Source organism: Flavobacterium mekongense, assembly GCF_047038255.1.
In the GTDB taxonomy this organism is placed as follows: Bacteria; Bacteroidota; Bacteroidia; order Flavobacteriales; family Flavobacteriaceae; genus Flavobacterium; species Flavobacterium mekongense.
The window spans coordinates 2158675-2184433 of the sequence record NZ_CP174374.1 but is presented as its reverse complement, the minus strand read 5'-3'; the positions used below and the strand labels follow the sequence as shown (position 1 = coordinate 2184433).

The 25759-nt window shown below is 35.8% G+C and carries 17 protein-coding genes and 1 other RNA gene; 6 read left to right on the top strand and 12 right to left on the bottom strand.

Annotation, left to right across the window (positions count from 1 at the left end; genetic code table 11):
• Window positions 1–111: 111 nt before the first annotated feature.
• The 9 genes from ACJG85_RS09340 to ACJG85_RS09300 form a co-directional block, all read right to left on the bottom strand.
• Complete coding sequence (locus ACJG85_RS09340) at window positions 112–1869, bottom strand: family 43 glycosylhydrolase (protein WP_409680560.1); 1758 nt, start codon at window positions 1867–1869, stop codon at window positions 112–114.
• A 10-nt stretch (window positions 1870–1879) separates the two neighbouring features.
• Window positions 1880–3979: a glycoside hydrolase family 97 protein gene (locus ACJG85_RS09335; protein WP_412476268.1), complete on the bottom strand. Its 2100-nt coding sequence runs from the start codon at window positions 3977–3979 to the stop codon at window positions 1880–1882.
• Window positions 3980–4076: 97 nt separating this feature from the next.
• A complete protein-coding gene (bglX, locus tag ACJG85_RS09330) occupies window positions 4077–6377 on the bottom strand; it encodes a beta-glucosidase BglX (protein ID WP_412476267.1) in 2301 nt (766 codons plus the stop codon).
• A gap of 14 nt (window positions 6378–6391) precedes the next feature.
• Complete coding sequence (locus tag ACJG85_RS09325) at window positions 6392–7090, bottom strand: prolyl oligopeptidase family serine peptidase (protein ID WP_412476266.1); 699 nt, start codon at window positions 7088–7090, stop codon at window positions 6392–6394.
• Window positions 7091–7106: 16 nt separating this feature from the next.
• On the bottom strand, window positions 7107–8471 hold the full coding sequence (locus tag ACJG85_RS09320) for a glucoamylase family protein (protein WP_412476265.1): 1365 nt from the start codon (window positions 8469–8471) through the stop codon (window positions 7107–7109).
• 79 nt (window positions 8472–8550) lie between these two features.
• Window positions 8551–9453 carry a LamG-like jellyroll fold domain-containing protein gene (locus tag ACJG85_RS09315; RefSeq protein ID WP_409680545.1) on the bottom strand — a complete coding sequence of 301 codons (903 nt, stop codon included), beginning with the start codon at window positions 9451–9453 and terminating at the stop codon, window positions 8551–8553.
• Between the two features lie 34 nt (window positions 9454–9487).
• Window positions 9488–10945 carry a RagB/SusD family nutrient uptake outer membrane protein gene (locus ACJG85_RS09310; RefSeq protein ID WP_409680542.1) on the bottom strand — a complete coding sequence of 486 codons (1458 nt, stop codon included), beginning with the start codon at window positions 10943–10945 and terminating at the stop codon, window positions 9488–9490.
• Between the two features lie 12 nt (window positions 10946–10957).
• Complete coding sequence (locus ACJG85_RS09305) at window positions 10958–13924, bottom strand: SusC/RagA family TonB-linked outer membrane protein (RefSeq protein WP_412463885.1); 2967 nt, start codon at window positions 13922–13924, stop codon at window positions 10958–10960.
• 250 nt (window positions 13925–14174) lie between these two features.
• The gene (locus tag ACJG85_RS09300; protein WP_412476264.1) at window positions 14175–16712 is read right to left on the bottom strand and encodes a helix-turn-helix and ligand-binding sensor domain-containing protein; all 2538 of its coding nucleotides are present in this window, start codon (window positions 16710–16712) and stop codon (window positions 14175–14177) included.
• 15 nt (window positions 16713–16727) lie between these two features.
• Here ACJG85_RS09300 and ACJG85_RS09295 point away from each other — a divergent pair, with 15 nt between their 5' ends.
• On the top strand, window positions 16728–16889 hold the full coding sequence (locus tag ACJG85_RS09295; protein WP_409680533.1) for a hypothetical protein: 162 nt from the start codon (window positions 16728–16730) through the stop codon (window positions 16887–16889).
• A 90-nt stretch (window positions 16890–16979) separates the two neighbouring features.
• Here the strand turns inward: ACJG85_RS09295 and ACJG85_RS09290 are convergent, their stop codons facing one another.
• Entirely contained in the window at window positions 16980–18182 is a 1203-nt protein-coding gene (locus ACJG85_RS09290) for an NAD(P)-dependent oxidoreductase (RefSeq protein ID WP_412463883.1), read from the bottom strand.
• A gap of 158 nt (window positions 18183–18340) precedes the next feature.
• Between ACJG85_RS09290 and ACJG85_RS09285 the strand changes: the two genes are divergently transcribed.
• The 4 genes from ACJG85_RS09285 (at window position 18341) to ACJG85_RS09270 (ending at window position 21478) form a co-directional block, all read left to right on the top strand.
• A complete protein-coding gene (locus tag ACJG85_RS09285; RefSeq protein WP_412476263.1) occupies window positions 18341–19543 on the top strand; it encodes a serine hydrolase domain-containing protein in 1203 nt (400 codons plus the stop codon).
• Between the two features lie 46 nt (window positions 19544–19589).
• Window positions 19590–19987: a transfer-messenger RNA gene (gene ssrA, locus ACJG85_RS09280) on the top strand.
• A 258-nt stretch (window positions 19988–20245) separates the two neighbouring features.
• Window positions 20246–20824 carry a phage integrase SAM-like domain-containing protein gene (locus tag ACJG85_RS09275; protein ID WP_412476262.1) on the top strand — a complete coding sequence of 193 codons (579 nt, stop codon included), beginning with the start codon at window positions 20246–20248 and terminating at the stop codon, window positions 20822–20824.
• A gap of 18 nt (window positions 20825–20842) precedes the next feature.
• Window positions 20843–21478, top strand: coding sequence for a site-specific integrase (locus ACJG85_RS09270; RefSeq protein ID WP_412477192.1), 636 nt, complete (start codon window positions 20843–20845; stop codon window positions 21476–21478).
• A 344-nt stretch (window positions 21479–21822) separates the two neighbouring features.
• On the opposite strand, the gene ACJG85_RS09265 is transcribed toward ACJG85_RS09270, so the two are convergent.
• Together ACJG85_RS09265 and ACJG85_RS09260 are read right to left on the bottom strand one after the other, a co-directional pair.
• Window positions 21823–22446 carry a hypothetical protein gene (locus ACJG85_RS09265; RefSeq protein ID WP_412476261.1) on the bottom strand — a complete coding sequence of 208 codons (624 nt, stop codon included), beginning with the start codon at window positions 22444–22446 and terminating at the stop codon, window positions 21823–21825.
• An 84-nt stretch (window positions 22447–22530) separates the two neighbouring features.
• On the bottom strand, window positions 22531–23109 hold the full coding sequence (locus ACJG85_RS09260) for a Crp/Fnr family transcriptional regulator (protein ID WP_412476260.1): 579 nt from the start codon (window positions 23107–23109) through the stop codon (window positions 22531–22533).
• A 735-nt stretch (window positions 23110–23844) separates the two neighbouring features.
• Between ACJG85_RS09260 and ACJG85_RS09255 the strand changes: the two genes are divergently transcribed.
• Complete coding sequence (locus ACJG85_RS09255; protein WP_412476259.1) at window positions 23845–24030, top strand: hypothetical protein; 186 nt, start codon at window positions 23845–23847, stop codon at window positions 24028–24030.
• The last annotated feature ends 1729 nt before the right edge of the window (window positions 24031–25759 follow it).

Here is a 25759-nt window from a genome sequence, read left to right as displayed (position 1 = left end):
AAACAGTAAAGATAATGCTACTATTAGTTATTAACGAAATCGATTTCTTAAACGCATTTTTACGAATTTTTCAAAAAAATTACAACGTTTGCGTTTGTTGATAACCTAAAATTAATCCGCTTTTTTGATGTCGCTTTTAGGTCCGATACCATTGTTATTGAATGCTTCAATCTGAAAAAAATAAACATCCGAACGGTCTAAACCATTAAAATAGTATTCCGTTTTGCCGTAAACCATAATCGAACCGTATAACTTATCCGGCGATTTCCCAAAGTAAATCACATAACCATCGGCATTAGGCTCCTGTTGCCATTTAAACCATACGTTTCTGCGTTCGCCTTTTACTTTCGGACCGGAACGTAGGGGCACAAAATTCTTTACATCTCCTGGTTTTTCGCCACTTCCTGTCCCAAAAACCCTAAATCCGCTTACGGCAAATTTACCGGTTGGCATGGCTACATTTTCCAATTTTAAAAATCGAGCTTTAACAGGAGTCGCTAACTCAATGTACTCATGCGGAACATCTTTAATGCTTTTGCTTTTATCTACTAAAACTTTCCAATTTTTGCCGTCATTTGAGGTGTAAACTATGTATTGATGTCCGGTAGTCGCATCGGGTTTTCCCATCAACTCGGCATCTTGATCGGCATAATTAATTTGAATAGCCTTAATGGTACTCAATTCACCCAAATCAGAAATCAAATATTCTCCTTTATTCGCAGTTTTAGCCGACCAATAGGTTTTAATGTCTTCATCTACGGCCAAATTCGGTTGAAAGCCACCTAAAGTTGAGGAAACTTGAATCGGCTTGTTGTAATTAAGCAGCATCCAACCCGTAAAACTTCCGGTTAAATGATCTCGTTTTTCAGAGGGTAAGTAAGTCGGATAATCACCATAGGCTGTATTGGAATACAAGATATCATCTTTATCAAATCCAGCCGGCCAAATCCCTAAACGGCGTTCAAAGTTATTCTTCACGCAAATCCCGATAGTGGATACATGCCAATATTGTTCAAAAGCATCGGTAAAAGTAGCTCCGTGTCCCGCGCCACGCGCAAAACCGCCGGGTTTATAAGAGAATGGATTGTGAGATTGGTATTCAAACGGACCAAGCGGATGGTTTCCCACATAAACACCGTCAGCATAACCGCTGAATTCCGTTCCGGGCGCACCGTATTGCAGATAATACTTGCCATTATGTTTGGTCATAAAAGCGCCTTCGGTAAACGGCTGTAGAAAAGTATTGTCATTGTGTTCGCCAAAGCGTTCCCAACCATGCTCGTCATCATTTAAAGCCAAAACCGGAATTCTTTCTCCCTCAGGTTGGAATGTTTTGCGATTGAGTTTCATGCCGTACAAAGGATACAAATTGCTTGAACCATAATATTCATAGACTTCATCGGTGTCTTTATCCCAAAAAATTTGCGGATCCCAAGCTGCTGCTTCCGATTTGTGAATGAGTTCCTTCCACTCGCCTTTCGCCGGATTGGTACTCATCCAAAGGGGAAATTCTTTGCCTTGTGTTGAGCCAACTACCAACAAAGTATCATTCACAAAAGATAACGATGGCGCACACAATTCGTCATAAACTTTATGCTCCGGACGCAAAAACTTTCGGGAGATAAATTGCCAATCGGACATGTCTTTGCTATGCCAGTAACCCCATTGATTGGTAGAAAAAAGGTAGTATTCGCCTTTGAAAAAAGTAATCACCGGATCGGCAGTTGCGCGGTGTTTGCCCTGCTTCACGAAATCGGGAATCGGGCAATAACCGTAATCAATATTAATCGGATTGCAATATGTTTTTTGTTGGGCAATTCCATAATTTGAAATAAATAACAATAGCAGTAAAGCAATCCGATGTTTCATATAAATTGATTTAATTGATGGGTGTAAAACTGATAGCTGTTCCGCCTCCGGCCGCTAAATTTAATTGGATAAAATCTTTGTAGGTAACTGTTTTTGTAATGATTTCATAATTGATAGGATTTTTTTCCCAATGTGCAGTTTTACCGTCTTGGTAAATTACCGCTTTATATTTTTTACCCGGTGTCAAGAAGCTCAAATTGATTTTGGTTTTTCTGGCATTTTCATCAGTGATGGCGCCTAAAAACCAATTCTCTTTACCCTTGGCTTTACGAGCCACGGTCAGATAATCTCCGGGTTCGGCTTCCAAATACTTACTGTCATCCCAATCGGCGGCTACGTCTTTGATAAACTGAAAAGCATCCGGATATTTTTCGTAATTTTCCGGCAAATCGGCTGCCATTTGTAAAGGCGAATACATGGTTACATACAAAGCCAATTGCTTGGCTAAAGTGGTGTGAACTTGCTCTTTTTTATTTTTATCGTACACACTCATTTTGATTTCAAAAATACCCGGTGTATAATCCATCGGACCGCCTAACAATCGGGTAAAAGGCAAAATGGTTTCGTGCATAGGCGGATTTCCCACACTCCAAGCATTGAATTCGTTTCCGCGTGCTGCTTCAGCAGCTATGTAATTGGGATATGTTCTGTGGTAACCTGTTGGTCGCGAACTTTCATGCGAGTTGACCATCATTTTATAATCGGCAAATCTTCGGGCTACAAAGTTGAAATGATTCACCATAGTTTGTCCGTCATGGAATTCTCCTCGCGGAATAATGCGACCAACATACCCTGATTTAGCAGCAGGATAACCATACTTTTTCATCAATTCCAGCGCGCGATCCAAATGTCTTTCATAATTTGCTACCGAACCCGAAGTTTCATGGTGCATGATCATTTTAACGCCTTTAGATTTGGCATAAGCATTAATTTCGGCCAAATCGTAATCCGGATAAGGCGTGGTAAAATCGAAAACATCTTCTTTCCAGTTGCCAAACCAATCTTCCCAACCTACATTCCAACCTTCAACCAAGACACCGTCAAATCCGTGTTTGGCCGCAAAATCAATGTATCTTTTGGTATTGGCTGTAGTGGCACCGTGTTTACCGCTGGCGATTAATTCTCTCGACTCGGTGTTTTGGGCATTCTGACTTCCGGCATAATCCCAAGTAGATTTACCCACGTGCATTTCCCACCAAATTCCAACGTATTTCATGGGTTTAATCCACGATGTATCTTCAATTTTAGAAGGCTCATTTAAATTTAAAATCATTTTAGAACTTACTATATCACGAGCATCATCACTTACCATTATGGTTCTCCAAGGCGAAACACTAGGCGTTTGCAAATAGGCTTTATCGCCTATGGCATTCGGAACCAAATGAGAAGTTAAAGCATAAGTTGTCGGATTTAAGTCGAGATGCATCACTGGATAATTCACTACCGCAGCTTCAAAAATATTGAGGTATAAATTGTCGGCAGACTTCATCATTAAAGGCGATTGCACCATAAAGTTCCCGGCTATCGATTTCAATCCGATACCGTTATTCAAATCGATTTTACCGGAATTTACCTCGGACAACAAGGTTTCATTATAAGCGTATTCCTGACTGTCGAAATCACCTGGAATCCAAAATGTTTTATGATTTCCGGCCAAATTGAATTCTGATTTCTCGTCGGATATGATGAAATAATTCAGATTTTGTTGTTTGGGAAATTCGTATCGAAAAGCCAAGCCTTCATCGTAAAGTTTGAATATGATATTCACCCTTCTTTTACTTCCGGTTTGGGACAAGGCAGCCGTAAGTTGATTATAATGATTTACAATCTTAGATTGCTCACCCAGAACAGGTTTCCATGACTCATTAAAAGTAGTAGTTCCAACACTATCTATTTTAAAATTAGAAGCCAAATCGCTATCACCTTTCAAATAAACCCCTAACAAACTGTTTAACACAACCGGTTTGTTCTTATAGGTTAACGAGTACGAAGGTTTGCCGTTTGGCGCCAATTGAAAAGTGAGTTTTAGTGCTTTGGAAGGTGATTCCAGTACTTGAGCGTTCAAGCTGTTAAGGATAAATAAAAGCGTAAGCGTTAGTATTTTTTTCATGTTAGATATTTTTGCTAAAGATAGAAATTACTATTTACTTTAAAAAACCCTTTAGTCATTGCATACCAAAGGGTTTTTCTTCGAAGTAAACATTAAACTAATTAACCAAATCAAAATCTATTTTATCGGTTGCGTCGGAATTGGTTCCGATGAATAGTTGAAATCTTCCCGGCTCTGCTACAAACTGCAAATCGGAGTTATAGAATTTCAAATCTTCTACAGTAATTTCGAAGGAAACGGTTTTCGTTTCGCCTTTCTTTAAGCTTATTTTTTTGAACCCTTTTAACTCTTTTACCGGTCGTGTTACCGAACCTACCAAATCTCTGATGTATAATTGCACAACTTCTTTACCATCGAAATTACCGGTATTGGTAACCTCAATTGTAGCTTGAAGCTTGTCGCTGAACTTCATAGTATTAGCAGACAATCTTAAATTGGAATATTTAAAAGACGTATAACTCAACCCGTAACCAAATGGAAACAAAGGCTCATTGCGTTCATCTAAGTAGTTTGAGCGGAATTTTTCAAAATTTCCATTCTTATTACCTAAAGGTCTTCCGGTATTTTTGGCGGCATAATAAATCGGAACCTGACCAACACTTCTGGGAAAAGTTGCTGATAATTTTCCGGAAGGATTAACCTCTCCAAACAACACATCGGCTATAGCATAACCGGCCTCACTGCCCGGAAACCAAACATTTAAGATAGCAGGAACTGTTTTATTTTCTTCGGTTATTACCAACGGCCGACCGTCAAACAAAACCAATACAACCGGTTTGCCTATTTTAATGAGTTGTTGCAATAAATCTTTTTGTGCTTTAGGCATTTCCAAATTGGTACGGCTACTCGATTCACCGCTCATTTCGGCAGATTCACCCAAAGCCGCAACTATAATGTCGGATTGATTGGCGATTTGCAAAGCTTCTGCTAAAAGTTGTTCGTTAGTTCTTTGATCTCTGTGTAAGGTTTTACCAAACATAGTGGCTCTTTCTTCAAAAGCGGCATCGTAATCCAAATTACTGCCTTTGGCGTATAGTATTTTGGCTGAACTCCCTACAGCTTCTTTCATCCCTTTTAACAGTGAAATTGAATTTTCTTGTTTGGTCGCTACACTCCAAGTACCAGCCATGTTTTCTTTAGCGTCGGCCAAAGGACCTATTAAAGCTATAGTTCCTGATTTTTTAAGGGGCAATAACTGACCTTCGTTTTTAAGTAAAACCAAGGATTCAGCTGCTATTTTGCGAGCTTCGTTTCGGTGTACTGCGGTAAAAATTTCTGTTTTAGCTCTATTGATATCGCAATATTTATATGGATTGTGGAATAAGCCTAAATCGTATTTAGCATTTAAAATCAGTGTTACTGCTTTGTCTATTTGCATCTGAGTAACCTTGCCTTCAGCAAGTGACCTTTGGAGTGTTGTTAAAAAACCTTCGCCTACCATATCCATTTCTACTCCGGCGTTTAGTGCCAAAGCCGATACCGTTTGCAAATCGCCCATGCCATGATCCGTCATTTCGTTGATACCGGTATAATCGGTCACCACAAAACCTTTGAAACCCCAATCTTTTCGGAGTAAATCTGTCAACAACCATTTGTTACCCGTAGCCGGAATACCATCAATTTCATTGAAGGAAGCCATTACAGAAGCCGTTCCGGCATCAACAGCTGCTTTGTAAGGCGGCAAATAATCATTGTACATTCTTATTTTACTCATGTCCACAGTGTTGTAATCTCTTCCGCCTTCAGGAGCACCGTATAGGGCAAAATGTTTAACACAGGACAAAATAGTATTGTTTTTCATTAAGTCGTCGCCTTGATAACCGGTTACCATAGCTTTGGCAATCTGACTGCCTAAATATGGATCTTCACCGGAACCTTCCGAAATTCGGCCCCATCTTGGATCACGAGAAATATCAACCATGGGTGAAAATGTCCAATTGATACCGTCGGCACTGGCTTCTTGGGCGGCAATTTGAGCAGTTCGTTTAATCAGGTCCATATCCCAAGTACAAGACAAGCCTAACGGAATAGGAAAAGTAGTTTCGTAGCCGTGTATAACATCCATCCCAAAGAGCAACGGAATTTTCAAACGACTTCTTTCAACCGCAATTTTCTGTACTTCTTTAATTTTTTGTACCGATTTTATATTGAACAACCCTCCTACTTTGCCTTCTTCTATTTTTTTGGCGATGTTAGAACTATTGGCTTGACCGGTTGTAATATCACCTGACGTTGGCAAATTCAGTTGTCCGATTTTTTCTTCTAAGGTCATCTTCGACAACAACTCGGCAACAAAAATTTCTTTAGGAGCGATGGATGGCTTAACCGATTTCTTCTGTGCCAAGGTAACAGAAGTGATTAACAAAAATGAAAGTATGAAGTTATTGTAAATTCTCATTCGTGTAATTAATTTTATAAATGTTGGGCCAACAGCCATTGGTAAAATGCCGGATTAGAATAAGTCGAATCCCAGCTGTTGTGATTGTCGTTTGAAAAGATAATCAGTTCAACTGTTTTGTTTTTTTCTTTTAATTTTTGATACATGTCTATTGAATCCGTTGGCAGCACCACATCATCAAGTGCCCCATGATAAATTTTAATGGGCTTGTCTTTCAATTTATCAGCATTAATAAGCATTAATCTATCAACAGGAGCACAAACCGGAGCAATAGCTGCGAACAATTCGGGGTGTTCTTCCGCCAATTTCCATGTACCCCAACCTCCCATACTGAGACCGGTTAAATAAATCCTTGCTTTATCGACATTATATTTTTCAGATATATCAAGAATGAGTTGGTATAAAGCATTAGTATCCCACCAAACATTTTCAGGACATTGTGGTGCCAAAATTGCAATTGGTGACTGTATCAGATGCTGATAGGTAAAAGGACTGTGGTTTTTCACTAACTCTAAATCCGTTCCTCTTTCCCCTGAGCCATGTAAAAAAACCATTAGAGGAAATTTTTCTTTTTGGTTTTCAGGTAATTGAAGAACATACTGTAATGCCAACTTTACTCCGATTTCCTTAGCAAAAGAACCTTTAATTTCTTGAGAAAAAGAAACAAAAGAAAAACCTATCAATAAAACAAGAATTAGTCTATTCATCTTCATAATCACCTAGGTTATTCTAAAATCCGTGTTGAGTTGAGGTAAAGCCTAAACTTTGCAATCCGCTTTGTACTTCAGGAGCTTGCATGAACAAATTCCACAGAAAACCGGTTCTGTAATTCTCAATCATGGGAACAATAGTCCCTTGATCAATGGCTAAATATCTTTTGGTTACCCAATCATGATGCGGAGAAAAAGCATCATAAGGACCGGCCACTCCAATTAGTCGGTCTTTCCAATCTTGGTTTTCGTAAAAAAAGCGCAAAGCTCTCATAGATTCTTGAGGGGTATATGGAAAAGAAGATAAAGCAGCTGTTGGAGAAATAACGCCTTTGTCATTCCCCGGACGATGATCAGTATATCCAACAGTTCCATTGGGATTTCGAGTATAACTTGCGGTTAAACCCCAACAATTTTCACCGTAACCAATCCAACCAACCGGATTTGTACTGCAATAGGTGTACATAATTTTGGCGTGGTTTTGAGTTAAACTCCAATAATTAGCATATTGATCACTCAAGCCTCTCGGATCCAGTCCTAAATAAGAATAATGTGCCCAAAACATAGGACCTACAGAAGTTGTTCCGTTGTAATTAAAAATTAACGGAATATTGTAAACAGTAGCCGGATTAACAATCGCACCATTTCTGGCCCAAGCTTGATGGTAAGCTGCTGTTGGGATAGCATGTGTTGGAGAAGCAGCTCCCAAAATGTAAGTAATCAAACATTCGTTATAACCTTCTAACTTGAAGTTCATTTGCCATTCGTAATTAGGCGACCAGTGCCAATACATGGCATTTTCACCTTTGGTGTACCAACTCCACTCTACTCCTTTCCACAAAGCATCAGCTTTTTGAGCTAGTGCTTGTTCTTCGGTTGTACCATTTTTAAAGTACTCTCTCAAGCAAATTAAGCCTTGACAAAGGAAAGCAGTTTCCACTATATCGCCTCCATTATCCATGGTGCCGAAAGGAACTACATCTCCGTTAGTACCATTCATCCAATGCGGCCAAGCGCCATGAAATCTGTCGGCATTTTCCAAAAAAGTTAAGGCTGTATTCAAACGAGTCACTGCTTCACTTCTTGAAACAAAACCGCGTTCGACACCGACTAATATAGTCATTAATCCAAATCCTGAACCACCTGTGGTCACAAGATTTGCATCAACGAAAGGTTCGTCAACATGGTAGCGTTCTCGGGCTAGTTTTGAGTTAGTTTCGGCATAATCCCAAAAATACTTGAAAGCATCTTTTTGGGCTAACGTAAGGATTTCATCATCGGTTAATACAACCGGAGGATCAGTTTGCGCTGAAGATTTTTCAGAGCAAGAACTGAAAGTAAGTATGGTAAAAAGTAAGTATAGTATTTTGGGTATAAGTTTCATGAGATTGAATGAAAGTGATTAAATTTAGAAGTAAAAAGTCCGATAGCTTACTACCGGACTTTTAATAGATCCGGGGAAATTATCTACCCGCTTTTTCTAACTCATATAATGCTCCGATTTCTGCTGGAGTCAAAGCTTTATCATATACTCTAAGTTCATCCACTTGTCCTTTTAAAGCAGCATTCCAAGCATCGGTATTGGTTCCGTTAGCTACAGTTTCTAAAGCTCCGATAACCGGTCTGGTAGGCAAGAAGTGGTTTAACATTTTGGCATTACCGCCATTTCTAACTTCCCAAGCAGAGTTTGAAATTTTCACACCGTTAACATACAATTTGTTAGTTCCTGTTGGTCCGTCAAAAATGTATACAATATGTGCCCATTGACCACCAATCTTGTTAGGAGCCCAAGTATGAGTAGCATCCATCCATGACTCTTGTTTGATCATGTTTACAGCATCTCCACCAAACTCAGAACCGTCATCATTTTTAATTCTGAATACCCCTTTCATTTGGATAGAATCACTAGTCACTAATCCATGAGTTTCACCCAATAAGTTTAAATTTCCAAAAACTTCACCGGTTCTGGTTAAAGAGAAAATTGGAGAAATGTTACTTGGACCACCGGCTACTAACTTGGTGTTAGAAACTTTAGCCCAACAGCTGATAGAAGCACTACCCGATGTAGTATTTAAAGCTGTAATAGCAGGATAAGCCATAAAACCGGTATTAAAGTTGGCAGCTTGACCTTTTACACCTTCTACGAAAGTCGTAGCCACTGTATTGTTTGGTGATGTATTAGAAATGGATTCTTTACCATTACCGTTCAATGGCCAATAAGCTTTTAGCGATGTTGCGGCAACCTCGTCGGCAGAATTATATCCTCCGATTGGTGGCAATGAATTAGAATCATCGCTGCTGCAACTTGCTACTAATGCCATTCCTGACGCTAACATCAAGGAATAAAATAATCTGTTTGTTTTCATAATAAAATATTTAATTTAAGGTTAATTACTAATTTTAGTAGCCGGGATTTTGAGTTAATCTTCCGCCACTGGCAATAATTTGATCGCTTGGAATCGGGAATAATTCGTGTTTACCCGGAATAAAAGTTTTACCGTTTAAAGCCATGGCAGTTTGTGCAGTTCCGGTTCTGACTAAGTCAAACCATCTGTCATGTTCCATAGCCATTTCCCATCTTCTTTCATTGAGAATTATTGGTAATGTTACACTGGATAATTGCGCCAATCCCGCTCTGACTCTGATTTGATTGACTCTGTCTTTGGCTTCATCATTAAAACCCAGATGAGAAGCTGCTTCAGCTCTGATTAACAGTATATCACTGTATTTCAAAATTCTTAGGTTTTTAGCTGTATTGCCTTTGTCGCCATTCCAAGACTCTGCAATAGAACTTTGATAAGCTTTGTAGTTGTATCTTGGATTGGTCCATGAATTAGGTGCTGTAAAACCATCCCAAAGTGTGGAAGGCACGAAAAGTACAGTGCCGGCTTTTCTTAAATCGCCATCCTCATAAGAGTTAACTAAACTTAGAGAAGGTGTATTGAATCCCCAACCCAAATCAGGCGTTCCTCTTGGTCCTTGAACATTGGTATAATCTCTTAATCCGTTGGTTAGAGAAGCTTGAACTTCATAAATAGATTCCGAACCGTTTTCACCTTCTTCACGCCAAACTTTAGCATAATCGGTAAGCAAAGAGTATTGATTGGAATTGATAACTTCACCCGACATATCGTAGGCTGATTGCCATTTTTCTTGATACAAATAAGCCTTAGCCAGTAACGCTTGTGCTGCACCTTTTGTAGCTCTACCCAAATCGTTTGGACCATATTGTGATTTTAATGGTAATCGATTGATAGCATCATTCAAATCAGCTTCAATGAGCGCATAAGTTTCTTCTTTTGACTTTCTGACAAAAACCACTTCATTAATAGTTTCAGTATCGTTGATGTCGATTTTGGAAACCACAAGTGGTACTCCTCCAAAGCATCTTACCAAATCGAAATAGAATAAAGCTCTCAAAAACTTTACTTCACCTATCAATCTGTTTTTTAAGTTTTCATCTATAGTAAGCTGCTCTAAATAGAAGAGTGCATTGTTAGCTCTATAAATACCGTCGTATCTTCCTTTCCAAACATCATTGAATGATATATCAGAGGACACGAAAGTTAAATTATCCATTTTATGCTTGTCTGTTCCGGTATCGGTTGGTGTTGAACCTTTATCCGCATCATCTGAAGTAATACTGGTCATCCCAATCCATGAAAAAGAATACATATTGTAATCGAGTTGCTTGTTGTAAACGCCATTCACCAGTTTAACAGCGTTTTCCGGATTGTTGAGGAAGTCAAATTCTGTTAAAGCAGTATTGGGTTCAACATTTAAATCATCTTCACAAGCTGTAAATGGCAACAACAATACAGCGAGAAATAACATTTTGTATTTTAAGATACTTTTCATAGTTTATTTTTTTTAAAAGCTAACATTTAAACCCAGTAAGAATGTCTTGTTAGTTGGATAAGCATCCAATTCGATTCCGGCACTTCCCAACGGATCAGCGTTATTGTTACCTGATAATTCCGGTGAATACCCTGAGAATTTTGTAAAAATGAAAGGGTTAATGGCTGTGGCGTACAAGCGCACTTTATCTATTTGATCCAAAAACTTAGGGAAAGTATAGCCCAAGGTTATGTTGTTGATTCGCAAATATGAACCGTCTTCGATGTAGTAAGTGGAAGAGCGTGGCACTTCGTTGAATGGTCTTGGATTGGCAGCATTGGGATTTGATGGTGTCCAGAAATCATTTAAAACATCGTACTCAACATTCTCTCCACCAAAACGTTGCGCTTTTTTACCATTGTATAATTTATTACCACCAACACCGTAAGCATCCACAGAAAGATCGAACTTCTTGTAGTTCAAAGTAAAGTTTAATCCGTAGGTGTATGTTGGCAAATATGAGCCAGCCACTACGCGCTCGTCACTGTATGTAAAATTTCCGTCACCATCTATACCGGTTACATCGTAAACATAAAAACTTCCTAAAGCTTCCCCAACTAAGACTTGCTTAGTCCATTGTCCGTTATTGATGCTTCCGCCAATGAAATTGGAAAAATAAGCGTTGCTAACATCCTTAAGTTCATTCTTATTAAACGAGATATTACCGGATACGGAATATTTCCAATTGTCATTGATCTCTTGTTTCCAATTGAGGGATAATTCCAATCCTTTGTTGCTTACAGTTCCGGTATTTAATGTTACTAAATCAGGGGATAAGACTGAAGGAAGCGCCACCGGCAAAATTACATTCTCCGATTTTCTGTCGTAAACATCTATGGAACCGGAAAGTTTGTTATCCAACACCCTGAAATCAATACCGAAATCAATCTCTTTCATGGTTTCCCATGTAAGGTTCGGATCTACCTGATAAGGCTGATTACTACCCGGATAGATAGTTTGAGAACCTCCGAAAGTATAATTATAATCGGGTGCAAAAACAGGAATGTTCAAAGCATACAAACTATTTCCATTCCCAACTTCTCCGTAGCCTCCTCTAATTTTTAAATAGTTAACAAACTTTATGTTTTTCAAAAAATCTTCGTTAGAAATTACCCAACCTCCTGAAAAAGCAGGAAAGATGGCCCAACGCTTGGACTCTTGAAAAGTGCTGATTCCCTCTCTTCTAACTGAGGCACTGAATAGATACTTGTTATTGTATTCGTAATCCAATCGACCAAAATAAGCCAATGAAACAAGAGGGGTTTCCTTTCGATTTCTTACTACAGAACCGGGAGAGACTTCGGTGTTGTAATCCGATAAATCCAATGACCAATAATTAGATTGTTCTGGAACATTCCATCTTGTTCCGCTGATATTTTCGGTGATATTTGAGGTACTTCTGTTCATACCCAAAGTAGCTTTTACATCGTGATTGCCAAAAACTTTAGCATAGGTAAAATAGTTATCCCAGTTCCAACGATAGCTATCCCCTCTTCTCTGTTGCAAAATGTTGATTGGTTCTGATTCCGGATAATCACTGGCCTCTTGTGTTGGATTTTGAGACAACCAGATTTCTCTGCTTGGTGTGAAAGTATATCCTTTTGACCAATCAAAGGTAGCCCCGAAATTAGTGTTGAATTTTAATTCTTTCAATAGTTGCAATTCTGCACCAATATTGCCAAATAGCACCAAATTTTTATTCTTTTCATTGGTATAATACAACTGAGCGGCAGGATTACCAACATTATTAAAACGATCACTACCGTTGATGGCTACTTGCCCTGTATTTGGATCTCTTAGCGGAACGCCCCATCTGCCGTTATCGAATTTAACCGGTACTATTGGCGACTGTTTATAGGCATTTGTAAAAGCACTTAATGGTTTTGGTGTATTTCTAACAATAGAAACATTGACAGATTGGTTGATTTTTAATTTTTTATCAAAAAAACTATATTCATTTCTGGAATTTAAATTGGTCCTCTCGAATTCGGTACCATTCAAAATTCCTTTTTCTTTGAGGTTGGTTGCTCCAAAATAAAAATTTACATTTTCTGAGCCACCCGACATCGAGATATGATTGCTTTGCACCTCACCGGTACTGGTTATTTCATCCAGCCAGTTAGTATTGTAAGGTTGTTCGAAGTTAAAATAATTAGTAGAGCCTAAAGCAGAATTGTTATAATAAACGTAACGATACGCATCTGACATTTCAACTTCTCTTTGTATCATTTTTACGCCAAAATAGGCGTCGTAATTTATTTTTAGCTTGTTACTCTTTCCTTTTTTGGTAGAAACCACTACTACTCCATTAGACCCTTTTTGACCATAAATAGCTAATGATGAAGCATCTTTTAAAACATCTATAGTTTCTATTTCATTTGGGCTTAAACCGTTTAAACTCGAGGCTTCCATACCATCAATAATGTATAAAGGATCCCTTCCACCTAAAACAGTTCCTAGTCCTCTTATTCTGATTGAGGGATTGGCGCCAGGTTCATCATTGGTAACAATATTCACACCCGCAGCTCTACCTTGAATGGCTTGTATGGCAGACTGTGCCGGAGTTTTAATAATATCTTGTGATTTAATTTGAGATACAGATCCGGTTATAGACCCGGCTTTTTTGGAACCATACCCTACAACCACTACCTCTTTTAATAATTGGTTGCTTTCTTTGAGTACGATGGTCATCCCTAACTTTGCTTTTTGGGTGACCTTGTCATAACCAATCATAGAGAACTCCAGTAAATCACCCGGTTCGGCTTTGATTACGAAATTACCGTCTATGTCTGTCTTTGTATTGATGTTTTTACCTGTAACAACAATGTTTACTTCCGGTATTGGCAAATTATTCTCGTCTGTTACCTTTCCTCTAATCTCTTGTGCAAAGGAATTGTAACCAACAACAATGAGTAGTAAATAGGTTAATAAAATTTTCATTTTGGTTAATTAGTTTTGTTTTAGTAAAAGTAACAAACTAAAACGTTATAGTAGCAGTGTACATTTCACTACAACAACACATCAAAATGAAATAATTAAAATATAAACAATTGAATTACAGTGATTTAAATCTGTTTTTTAAAAGAAAAAACTCATCTAAAGAAAATACAAATGATGTAGTATTGATGAGTTGTGAAAAAACAAAAAATGTGCGCTTAAAAATAATGATTTTATAAAATTTTATACAAAATTATAGATTAATCATAAATTTGGTTAAACTCACCTCTGCTGATAAGCCAAGTTTTTTTCTTAATCGATAGCGATGAAGTTCAACACCTCGAAAAGAAATGTTCATCAGAGGTGCGATTTCTTTAGATGAAAGATTCATTTTTAGGTAAATACAAAGCTTAATATCCTTAGCAGTTAGAATCGGGTACTTATTGGACAGTCTTTGCACAAAATCTTCATTGCTTTGGAGCAAGTTTTTCTCAAAACTCTGCCATTCGTTTTGGTTGATGGCATTGATCTTTATAGACTTTTTTATCCTACTTCTTAAATTGCTGATGTCACTTTCCGACTCTAAAGCCTTTTGAATGCTTTCTATCATTTCGGATTGTTTTGCAATGGACAATGACTTAGCGGCTACCTCAGATGCTTTAGATTGAATTTGAACCTCAAGTATGTGTTTTTCATATTCTTGTAATTTCAACTTGTTTTGGGCTTCTAATTCCAAATGCAAAATCTCTTTTTGATGCTTAAGCTCTTCTTCTTTAAGTTTTAATTTTTCGATATATCGGATTTTATTCCATTTGTAATAAAGATAAAACAAGCTTGAAATGATGATAAGATAAATTAAAATCATCCAAAAGGAAATGTACCATGGCCTTTCAACGTTAAAGCCAAAAGCTGCCAATTGCTTGTAATCTTGACCATCGTTACAATAAACAATAAGTTCATGTGCTCCACTCGATAAATTATTCAATGCAATATTAGAGTCTTTTAGCGCTATGAAATCCTTATTGTTATCTAAGGTATAAAAAAGCTCTTGCTTATTGTATCCGAAGTATTCAGAGATTACTTCAATATTGATTGATTTATTATAGCCAATAGAAACATTTTGCCCGGCAAAAAGTCCTTCAACATAAGCTTCTAAAGTGACACTTTTGCTGTGTGGTTTTGGTTTGGGCTGCTGCATTTTGAAAGCAAAAAAACCATCATCAAGATTTAACAAAAAGTAATCTTTATTTTTAAAAACCTTGGTGTCATGATTAATAATTTTGCCCTCATAATATTTTTCAGGAATTAACCTCCAAATAAACTTGCCATTTTTTTGATTAATAGTGTAGAGTGACTTGTCTTTAATCACAACAAAATTCTGCTCATCAACAGGGATCAGTTCGGAAATATTAGAAAATGATTGATTGAAATAATTGTTTAGTTCGAGCCTATTTGAAATTGAATTATAACTGTACCATTTTGTATTAATATAAAACAGTACTTCATTGTTAAAATTAATCATCTTAACAGCATAATCATTCAAAATTTTGTTTTGATTTGTAATATTCTCTAACAATTGCACTTTAAAATCGTCATCAAAAACAATTCGATATAAGCCTCTGTAATTATCAACAGCCCATAACTCGTTAGGTTTAATTTGAACTATATTCTTGATAGGTTTAGTTAAGTTAGGTATATACCTATATGTACTTAAATCATTTGGATTATCATAAAGTACTATGCCGGAATAATTCGCTAAAAAGAAATTATTATGAAAATTACTTTTCAAAAACTTCCAACCACCACTAACTTGATTGACTTTTTTAAGCTGATCATTTTGATAAAGATAAGTGCCATCATTATGACCAATTAAATACTTATCCCCTTCTTGAAGGATATCCCAAACCTGTCCTTGTGAATTGGGCAATAAGGTTAAGGTCTTATCCTTATACTTGAAAACTCCATGATTAGACCCCAATAACAATCCGTCATTTAAAGGAGCCATAGTATAAACGGAACCTAAAACTCCGGTGTTATCAGAAAAAATTTTGTAAGGTGAATTAATCTCGACATGTGAAATACCATTATCTAAACCTAACCACAAATCATTTTCCTTGTCTAATCCTATACTCAGAATGGAATTGTTTTTTAAAACGTTTTTGCGACAAATATTGTTGTAACTATTGCTATTCAAATCAATTACGTAAACCCCTTGAAAAGCCGTACCTATAACTAATTTATTATTTGAAATAACTTTAGCTGTTATGATAATCTCTTTTTTTAAAGCTTCATTCAGGGGATGTGACCAAGGCTTTAATGAGTTATTTGTTGCTACAAAAACTCCGTTTTTTTGGGTAAAAACAAAGATTTTTCCGTTTGCTTTATCCATTGCATGGATTATATTGTTCTCCAATAAATCCCAAGATTTCTTTTTCTCGAAAACATTATTTTCAAAAAGATAAACACCGTCTTTTACCGATGCGGCATAAATCTTATTCTCAACCAAAAAACAATAGGATATCTGAAATGGAATTCGGATTTTATTGATTTTACGCCCTTCAAGTACATAAAGCTCATTAAAAGATTGGAAGTATATTTTATTTTTGTGCTTAAAAATTTTCCAAATTTCTTCATTGATAGACAATCCTGTAAAGAAGTTTTTGCCTTTGCTTAAGGAAGTGTATTTCAGTATCCCATTGGCTCTTTTCCAATAACCAAACTCATTATATGAACCGGAGTAAATTTTATCTCCGTCTGAAAAAACAGACCTTATAATAGTTTTATTAGGCAAACTGTATTTTTCCCAATGAACACCATTGTAACGAAGCAAAAAATGATTGTTGGCAAAGTAAATAGCATTATCATTTCCTTGTGTCACACTCCATACTTGGTTATCGCCATTGTAACTACTCTTGGTAAAGTTTTCTACAAAAGGCAACAACTCTTGAGCGTATATATTGACACTTAAGAATAAGAAGAAAAAAACAAGTTTACTTTTCAATTTTGGTGGATTTATGACCAAAAATAAAAAACTTATGTCATTAAACCGAAAGATGTGTTACTTTCCGTCGACGTAATCTTGTAAATAAGCAAAACGAGGGGTTAACTTGCCATTCTCAGTGATTTTGGCACGTTGTAATATACCATCTTTATCGCCGTTGAAGAAAGCCGGAATTACATGCTTCATAAACATTTCACCAAATCCTTCGCTGGCATCTTTGGGTAATTCACATGGTAAATTATCAACAGACATCACCATGATTGAACCGGGATGGGTATAAGGCACTTCTTTATGCTCGCTTGGCAAGTACCCAAAAAACGGTTCTGCTATGGTGGAAGCTTTTATCGTACAAGCTATCGGACCATTAACATCACAAGAAATATCGGCTACTACTTTTATTTTACAATCAGCCGCTTTCAACATCTCTTGTGTTAAAATATCAGGCGCATTATTCCCATGAAAATGTCCGGCCATAAAAATATCAGCTACTTTGGTAAAACGCTCAAAATTGGAAGTATAGTCTTGAGGATTGTTGTAAAAATCTTTGTTATCTAACACTTCTCCGTCCAAACGTTTATTATAATCCAATACATCAATCTGAGTGTACACAGGTTGAGCATAAACTTTGCTTAAAAAGTCTTCGACCGAAACCTGTTTGATTTTCATCCCATCCAAAATCTCTTTGGCACCCATGCCTACTTTACCGTGACCGGTTAAAACAATCTTGATATTGGGTAAAATTTGTCTTTTCAAACGAACGATTAAATCTTCTTTGCTGTTTAATGTTTCAGCCTTGGGTAAGGTAAACAATTCATATTTGATTCCGAAAGCTCTAAAACCGTTATAAGCACCAACAATTCCGGCATATCGTCCGAAACCAATTAATCGCTTGTTGTTTTCATCAACAATAGTTTCATGATCGTATAACTCAATATTTTTCTCGAGTATGGCCTGCAATAACTTTCTGTTGTAGGGCTGTTTTTTAATCGTGTGCGAAAAGAAAAAGTATTTCTTATTCGGTATCAAATAATCCAGCGGAATTTCTTTTACCCCAAAAAAAACATCACAATCCGAAATGTCTGCAGCAACTTCCAAACCTAATTTAGTGTAGTCTTCATCGGGAAAAACTCTAATATCCGAGCTTTCTACTTTAACGATAGCTTCCGGATAATCGCTTTTCAAACGGACTAATTCTTCCGGAGTGAAAACAACTCTTCTGTCAGGCGGATTTTTTCTTTCTTTTATGATACCGAATTTCATGGCTTGAATTTTAATGCCTCAAAAGTAGTAGTAACGAAAACGTTTTCAAAACTTTTTGCATAAAATAACTTTTGTGAAAAAACTGTTGAAAGCTTTCTCAAAAAGTCAATCGGCTACTTCAATGAATAATTATATTTGTGATTCTATAAGTCTCAAAAATGAAATTCAAAAATATCCAATATATCTTCCTGAGTTATTGCTTAATCGCCGGATTATCCTCTTGTTCCAAACAAGAAAAAACAGAAGAAGACGTAATTAAAGTAAATGAAAAAGGCATACCTATAATGCAACCTTTACAAGAAGACTTGCCCAAGCTTAGCAGAGCATTCATCAATGATAAAAAATACGGGGTGTCTATGTTCTTCGAAAAAACTTGGTCTGAAAAAAATGATAATGTAAGTTTTTTGGTGGCTAAAAACGGGCAGATTATCTACGAAAATTACATGGGTTATGCGAACAAAAGCACCGATGAGCAAATCACTAAGGATACCCCCTTACATATTGCTTCGGTGAGTAAAGTCCTTACCGCAACCGCAACACTAATGCTCATCGATGCCAACAAAATAAAATTAGACCAAAAGGTCAATACCATCATCAAAAATTTTCCTTATCCGGACGTTACGGTACAAACCCTTTTAAACCACAGAAGCGGGATGAAAAATTACGCTTACTTTACTTATGAAAACAACAATTGGGATAAAAAAGTAACATTGACCAATGAGGACATCATCAAAGTAATGATTGATAAAGAAATTCCTTTAGAATCTAAAAGTGATACCCGTTTCAGCTACTGCAATACCAATTATGCCGTTTTGGCACTCATTGTAGAAAAAGTAACCGGGATGAAATTTCCCGAAGCCATGAAGGAAATGATCTTTACACCGCTGGGCATGACCAATACTTATGTATGCGATTTTGAAAAAGACCGAAAAAACATAGTACCTTCTTATAAAGGGAATAACGTTGAAGTCGGTACTGATTACTTAGACGGTGTGTATGGTGACAAAAACATTTATTCCACTCCAAGAGATTTACTAAAGTTTGATACCGCACGCTACGCCCCTTTTTTCCTGAACCCGGAACTGCTGAAGAAAGTTTATAAAGGCTATAGTTACGAAAGCAAAGGACAAAAAAACTATGGTTTAGGCATCCGTATGGTGGAATTTGAAGAAGGAGAACCTTTCTTTTTCCACAACGGTTGGTGGCATGGAAACACTTCTTCTTTTATCAATTTGAGAAAAGAAAAAGTAACCATCATCACCCTTTCCAACAAATACACCAAGAAAACCTACCAATCCAAAAAACTGGCATCATTATTTGGTGACTATCCATTCAAAATGAATGGTGAAACTGACGAATAAATCCTTACTTTTGTGGTCTGATTTTTGCTAATCAGAAAAACAAACTGGGGTCGACTGGTTTTGACAGCAAGTCGAATTGAACAGTAAGCACGTCGAGCAAGGTACCAATTGCTCGTAAATCCACGGGTACAAACTTATAAACGGCGAAAATAATTACGCTTTAGCTGCTTAATCCGAAGTTTAGTACGATTAGCCAAGTCTCGACAAGGTCGGGAAGCTGGATTCTCCTCAGAAGCCTTGGTTTATGGCGGCTGGTTTAGGGGAACCGTAAAAGTAAACCTAGGAAAGGTAATGTTCTGAATCCTTTCTGACACTGATAGAGCTAAGCAACGAGTCGCTGTCTTTGGCATAGCTTGTTGTCGAAAATTCAATCAAAGACTAAACGTGTAGAAAGCTCTTTAGTTGCTTGTTTGGACGGGAGTTCGACTCTCCCCGACTCCACAAAAACTATTTTATTTTAAACCAAAAGCCTGTAAATCGCATGATTTACAGGCTTTTATGTTTTTGCCTCTAGTCAAATTATTCATTAAAAATCAAATTGTAGGTGAGTAATTCGGTTACCCGAGAAATTTCAAATTTAGGGTAACCGAATTTCTCGGGAGAGCCAGTAAAATAAGGTGTTCACAAAATGTACATCTTGTGTCAAAACTGGCAAAAAGTTAAATTAAATAACCTAAAAGTCACCACAAAATGAAGCACAAAATGTCAATACTCTTTTACGCAAAGAGTGCCAAATCCAGCAAAGATGGCTTAACCCCTATCTATTTAAGAGTTACAATTGATGGACAAAGGATTGAACTTAGCACCTCAAAGTTTGTTGAAAAATCAAAATGGAACCCTGATGCGGGTAAAGTGAAAGGTTTAACGGAGGAAGCCCGTTCAATAAATAGTTATCTTGATATCCTCAAAAACAAGGTTTACGAAGTGGAAAAAGATATGGTAAATAATGACATAGAGATTACCGCTCAAACTTTTAAAAATAGATATTTGGGGATTGACGAAAACCAAAGAAATTTAATAGCCATTTTTGAAGAGCATAACCGTCGGGTAAGAGAACTCATTGGTAAGGAATATGCCGAGAACACCTACAAAAGATTTGTAACCGCATTGAGTCATACAAAAGATTTTCTCCGGCAGGAATACAAGCGCGTTGATATTTCAATCACCAAAATAGATACCGCATTCATAAACGATTTTGATTTTTACCTGAGAAATACAAGAAATTGCAACAATAACTCGACCTTAAAATACATCAGAAACTTTGGCAAAATAGTAAAATAATGCTATGCGAATGGTTGGATTGAAAGAGATCCATTTCTAAACTATCGCGGAAAAATAAAGGTTGTCGAAAGGGTCTACCTAACCTCAGATGAGTTACAAGCTTTAATGGATAAGAAGTTTAAAATTGAACGTTTAGATTTGGTTCGCGATATATTTGTCTTCTGCTGCTTTACCGGCTTGGCATATATAGATGTGAAAAACTTAACAAAATCTCATCTGAGTATTGGTATCGATGGTGAAAAATGGCTTTTTACCCATCGACAAAAAACAGACACACCATCCAAAATTCCCTTGCTACCTATTCCATTGAGCATCATTGAAAAATACGCCAATCATCCGCAATGTAGTAACCAGGATAGTTTATTACCGGTGTTAAGCAACCAAAAGATGAATGCCTATCTCAAAGAGGTTGCAGACATGTGTAGCATCCAAAAGGATCTAACCTTCCATATTGCTCGGCACACATTTGCCACCACTGTGACACTGTCAAATGGTGTTCCGATTGAAAGTGTAAGTAAAATGCTTGGACATAAAAGTCTCAGAACAACACAACATTACGCTAAAATAGTTGACAAAAGAGTTAGTGAAGACATGAAAAAATTGAAAGAAAAACTCTCCATCAATATCCGCAAAGAATCAAAAACATCCATTTAGCTCATGCTTAAATCTATCAGGTCATTCCATACACAATATTAAGAAAAGTGCATCTTGGTGAATGGAATAGTTATTTATTGAACAAGGTGTGTCATTAAAAAAATTAGACGAAAACAATAAATCAGTAAAATTTTTTAATTGTATCAGGTACAACTCTGTCTTTATCTAAACATAATCAAAGTAGCTCTTAGCTTTACACTCAATATTGAAAACTTCATTTTTTAAAAGCTCCATAAAAAACAGCTATTGAGTTTTATAATTCAGTAATACCTCTTACTCAATCAATTTTAGTAGCTAATAGCGTTATTTATAACAAACTGATGAATTGTAATCTAAATAAATTACTAGAAATTATATCCAAAATGTAATCCTGGTTGACCGAAAAAAAATCTTGACCACCTATCATCAACTACTTTAAACGATTCAGGCATTTCTGATTGATATGGACGGTGAGTTATAGCTATTGAAGGTTGAATAAAAAACCTATCCTTAAAAAGTTTGATATGATAACCTACAGAATAAGTATTAAAGATTTGAAAGCCATTATCAAACTTATTACCGCTTTCATTTACAAAACTTTGCCAAGCAGGCATCACATCAACTTGAGCAAAAAGCCCCTTCCATAAGAATCTTTGATAATTAAGAGAAACACCGTATTCACGAATATAACCCGGAAACCCTTCACCTTCTGCTTCATATGAACTTCCATAAGGAATACCTATTGGCCAAGCATATTTCCATGTTTTAAATTCAAGTGAAATTACATCCTTACCGGTAATGCGATACCCTAAGTTCAGATAAACCATATCTGGAGGGTTATTGTCTGGAAAAACATTAGCTAACATAAACAAAGTACTGCCAATAAAATATTTTTTATAAGAAGTATCCTGATTTGAATATTGGGCCTTAACTTGTACTGAGCATACTGCTGTTAAAATAACAACAAAATATAAAACTTTCTTTTGCATATTTTATCCTGTAAATAGTTAAACTATGATGCAAAAGTAAATTAAAGAGTTGCCTATTCTCGTTCACTTAAGTTAAGAAATCAACTAGTTCTTTTTTTCAAAAATTCTTGCTCTAAGTCTGCTTAATGACTGTGGCATTATACCTAAATAACTGGCTAATTGGTGTTGTGGTACACGTTGAATAAGATCCGGTCTTGTTTGCAATAAATTCAAATATCTTTGTTCAGGAGAAGAAGTTTTAAATTGATCAAAATCTATTCGTTGCTTAGCTAATAATTCTTCAGACAATTTTCGACACATTATTTCAAACTTTGGAAACTTACTATTTACCTCAGCTTCCATATCAGTATTTGAAACTAATAAAATAGTATCCTCCACACAACTAACATAATAGTCCGAAGGGGTTTTGTTTACTACACTAGGAGGAGTTAAAGCTTCCATTTCAGTATAGAAAGCTGTAGTTTTCTCTTCACTGTCTAAAATATAATACACTCTAATACAGCCTTTTAAAACAAAATAACTTTCTTTAGATTTTTGCCCTTCTTTGAGTAAAGTAGTTCCTTTCTTTACAGAGCGAAAGATATCTAACGATACTATTGCATCCTTCTCATCATCGGTTAGAGTAATGTATTTTGATATAAAATCAAATAATATATTTTTCATTTTTTGTTATATTAAGTAGAATGGTTTCTTGAAAATTTAAAATTTCAAAATGCAATTTCTATATTTTTAAAAATTCACCATTTTCCGCATTGCATATCAAATTTTAAAAATTTGAAGTAAAAAATTTGAGAATAAAACTAATTTATTTTTTATAAATAATGGTCATTTAATTCAAACAAAATTTAAGAACGTTTAAACTATATAAAGATTACTTTAATTCAGTCTTTAATTTGTATTAACAGAATTGTCTATTCATAGGTCTATTCAAACAACTTGAGCTTTGGCATTTGATCTTCATAATGATATAAAAGTGGTTATAAGTATAGTTTGTTTGTCATGATCCGTTAAATCGGAATCGTTGTAAACAGCTTCCTCATAAGCCACTATTGAATCATAAAATACGCTAAAATTGTCCTATTCTTCACAAGCATACAATAATTCAGTAACAAAGGTTTTAAAACTCGATCGAGCATCACTATCTTGCGTTTATAATTGCATCCTGAAATCCAACAGGCTGTGAAACAATATAAGTTACTCGGTCAGCATATCCAAAGTGGTAAGGTGCGTTTTTAGTCAAGCTTAAAAAGGAATCGTTTGCATTAGCAACAATAGTTGCTATTGTAATTATACCTGAAAAAATAAAAAGGTAAAATATCGGCATTATAATAGGTGATTAATAATTCTTGATGAATTTGACCAGCATAATCATGTGGATTAGCATAATTATTGGCTTTAATGAAACACCTCACTCCTTCCGAGTATAAATTCATAGTAAAACCCTGTCGAGACATCAGCTTCGAATTCATCCAAGATGACTACGAAGTTATACACCGTTATTCTAAAGGGAAGCAACAACAACTTGATTCTAAAATCTATTGTTTCGACGATTTGGGGTTAGAAAATAATCTCAAATTATGGTAACGAATGTAATAGCCGAAATCTTATTAAGTCGATACGATCTCTATTTAAGCCGCCGTATCCAAACACACATCGCCTCTAACCTATCTGCCTCAAAAATTGAAGCAATATACAGTAACCGTGTCCGAAGCCTTATGTGAGAACTTTTCAATTTAATTGCTTTCGATAATAACACCAAAGACAAACGCTAACCTGTAACACTAAATCTATGAATAATGCTACTAAACATTTCTGGAAAATGGTTTAATGAATATAAAACAAACTAAAAGTAATTAAGATAATAAGTCCAATGGAATAAGGCAATATGCCTTTTAGCTAAGTTGGTATTCTAATTTTTTTTAAGAGCGCGATTATTTTGCATTTAGCTTAAACAGAACGATAGAAAATCATTTTCATTCCTTTTGTCAAAAAGACAGTTCCATTATAATAGCAGTTTGATGTCGCAATATAGGCCATCTTGGAAGCATCGGAAAGGTAGAGGCGATTCCCCAACTATAATATAATGACAATGCTTTTTTATTTTCATTTTTAGCAAATCAAAATGGGTTATCAATAGGTTCGTATTTGATACTATTTTAATTTTCCCGATTCGAAATTGAGTATGTTTTGAATAAACTTACTTTGAGTCTTATCAATTAAAATAATCAAAAAAAAAAACGGAACCGGTAAACCTTTACAGGTTGCCAAACTGTGTTATAAGGTATTACTTAAATCAGTCATTCTAACGGATATTACATGATCAATATTTTCTGAATTGCCGATTTAAATCCATTTTTAATTACAAATTATTTCGAAGATGGTAGAAAATTAAATTACTTGATAATTAAAATTTATTCAAATAGACACTGTCTTAAATACCAATAGTATTCAATTATAAAAAACTAGTAAAGAATAATAAACCTAACTCTGTAAAATCAACAAGGACAAATAACTATTTTGATAATCACACATACTTAAACTAAATTCTATTAACCACTGCTATCGCAACACCTAGCACCAACAGTTTGTAAAACTGTAGCTGTTAATCTTTAATTTTCACTCAATATTTTATTAAGACGCTACACTTCTTTAACTTTTTAATCACTAAAATTCGCAGCAAGAACTTTCCTTTCCCTGATAACATTATTAAAAACAATAAGTGAGCCTGAGAGAAAGTTAAGGGCATTGTAAAATATTCTGTGTAAAGAGTCTTATCCTCGGCTATAAATATCATATCTGAGGGTCTATCGTTTTCAGCAATAATATTTAGGCAAAACATCCAAGCCCCTATCCATCCTTAATTCAACCTTATCTAAGAGCCCTTTATTTTGAATGTCTTTTTGAGCTACCATTCCATGCTTATTATCTACATCTATAGTTATTAATTTTCCATTTCAAGGCAAAAATCTAATAATCCAAATAGAACTATAACCGCCTAGATTTCCAAATTCTTATATTTTTTTGACTTGCAAGCTATCACCAATTCTTGTAAAAATTTCTCTTGATTTGCAGAAACACTTTGTTGAGGCAATCATTCATTGTCGAGGGATTGGGTTGTTTCTCGCAAAACAGAATCCTCTAATCCCGGCAAATCTCCGATGTAATTATCAACTCATTGAAACAATTCCGAATTCTTTTTTTATACTATGAATTAATGTGCTTTTTAAATTGATTGAGGCTAGCTATTGATTGCATTTAAAAGTAATATTTTCTTAATATTATGTTTTGAATTTTAACTCAAAACAATGGCATA

Bases quoted from the DNA above. Each gene is read 5' to 3' on its own strand.
- ACJG85_RS09340 (WP_409680560.1), bottom strand. From the start codon at position 1,869: ATGAAACATCGGATTGCTTTACTGCTATTGTTATTTATTTCAAATTAT.
- ACJG85_RS09335 (WP_412476268.1), bottom strand. From the start codon at position 3,979: ATGAAAAAAATACTAACGCTTACGCTTTTATTTATCCTTAACAGCTTG.
- bglX (WP_412476267.1), bottom strand. From the start codon at position 6,377: ATGAGAATTTACAATAACTTCATACTTTCATTTTTGTTAATCACTTCT.
- ACJG85_RS09325 (WP_412476266.1), bottom strand. From the start codon at position 7,090: ATGAAGATGAATAGACTAATTCTTGTTTTATTGATAGGTTTTTCTTTT.
- ACJG85_RS09320 (WP_412476265.1), bottom strand. From the start codon at position 8,471: ATGAAACTTATACCCAAAATACTATACTTACTTTTTACCATACTTACT.
- ACJG85_RS09315 (WP_409680545.1), bottom strand. From the start codon at position 9,453: ATGAAAACAAACAGATTATTTTATTCCTTGATGTTAGCGTCAGGAATG.
- ACJG85_RS09310 (WP_409680542.1), bottom strand. From the start codon at position 10,945: ATGAAAAGTATCTTAAAATACAAAATGTTATTTCTCGCTGTATTGTTG.
- ACJG85_RS09305 (WP_412463885.1), bottom strand. From the start codon at position 13,924: ATGAAAATTTTATTAACCTATTTACTACTCATTGTTGTTGGTTACAAT.
- ACJG85_RS09295 (WP_409680533.1), top strand. From the start codon at position 16,728: ATGAACACCATTGTAACGAAGCAAAAAATGATTGTTGGCAAAGTAAAT.
- ACJG85_RS09290 (WP_412463883.1), bottom strand. From the start codon at position 18,182: ATGAAATTCGGTATCATAAAAGAAAGAAAAAATCCGCCTGACAGAAGA.
- ACJG85_RS09285 (WP_412476263.1), top strand. From the start codon at position 18,341: ATGAAATTCAAAAATATCCAATATATCTTCCTGAGTTATTGCTTAATC.
- ACJG85_RS09275 (WP_412476262.1), top strand. From the start codon at position 20,246: ATGTCAATACTCTTTTACGCAAAGAGTGCCAAATCCAGCAAAGATGGC.
- ACJG85_RS09265 (WP_412476261.1), bottom strand. From the start codon at position 22,446: ATGCAAAAGAAAGTTTTATATTTTGTTGTTATTTTAACAGCAGTATGC.
- ACJG85_RS09260 (WP_412476260.1), bottom strand. From the start codon at position 23,109: ATGAAAAATATATTATTTGATTTTATATCAAAATACATTACTCTAACC.
- ACJG85_RS09255 (WP_412476259.1), top strand. From the start codon at position 23,845: ATGAAACACCTCACTCCTTCCGAGTATAAATTCATAGTAAAACCCTGT.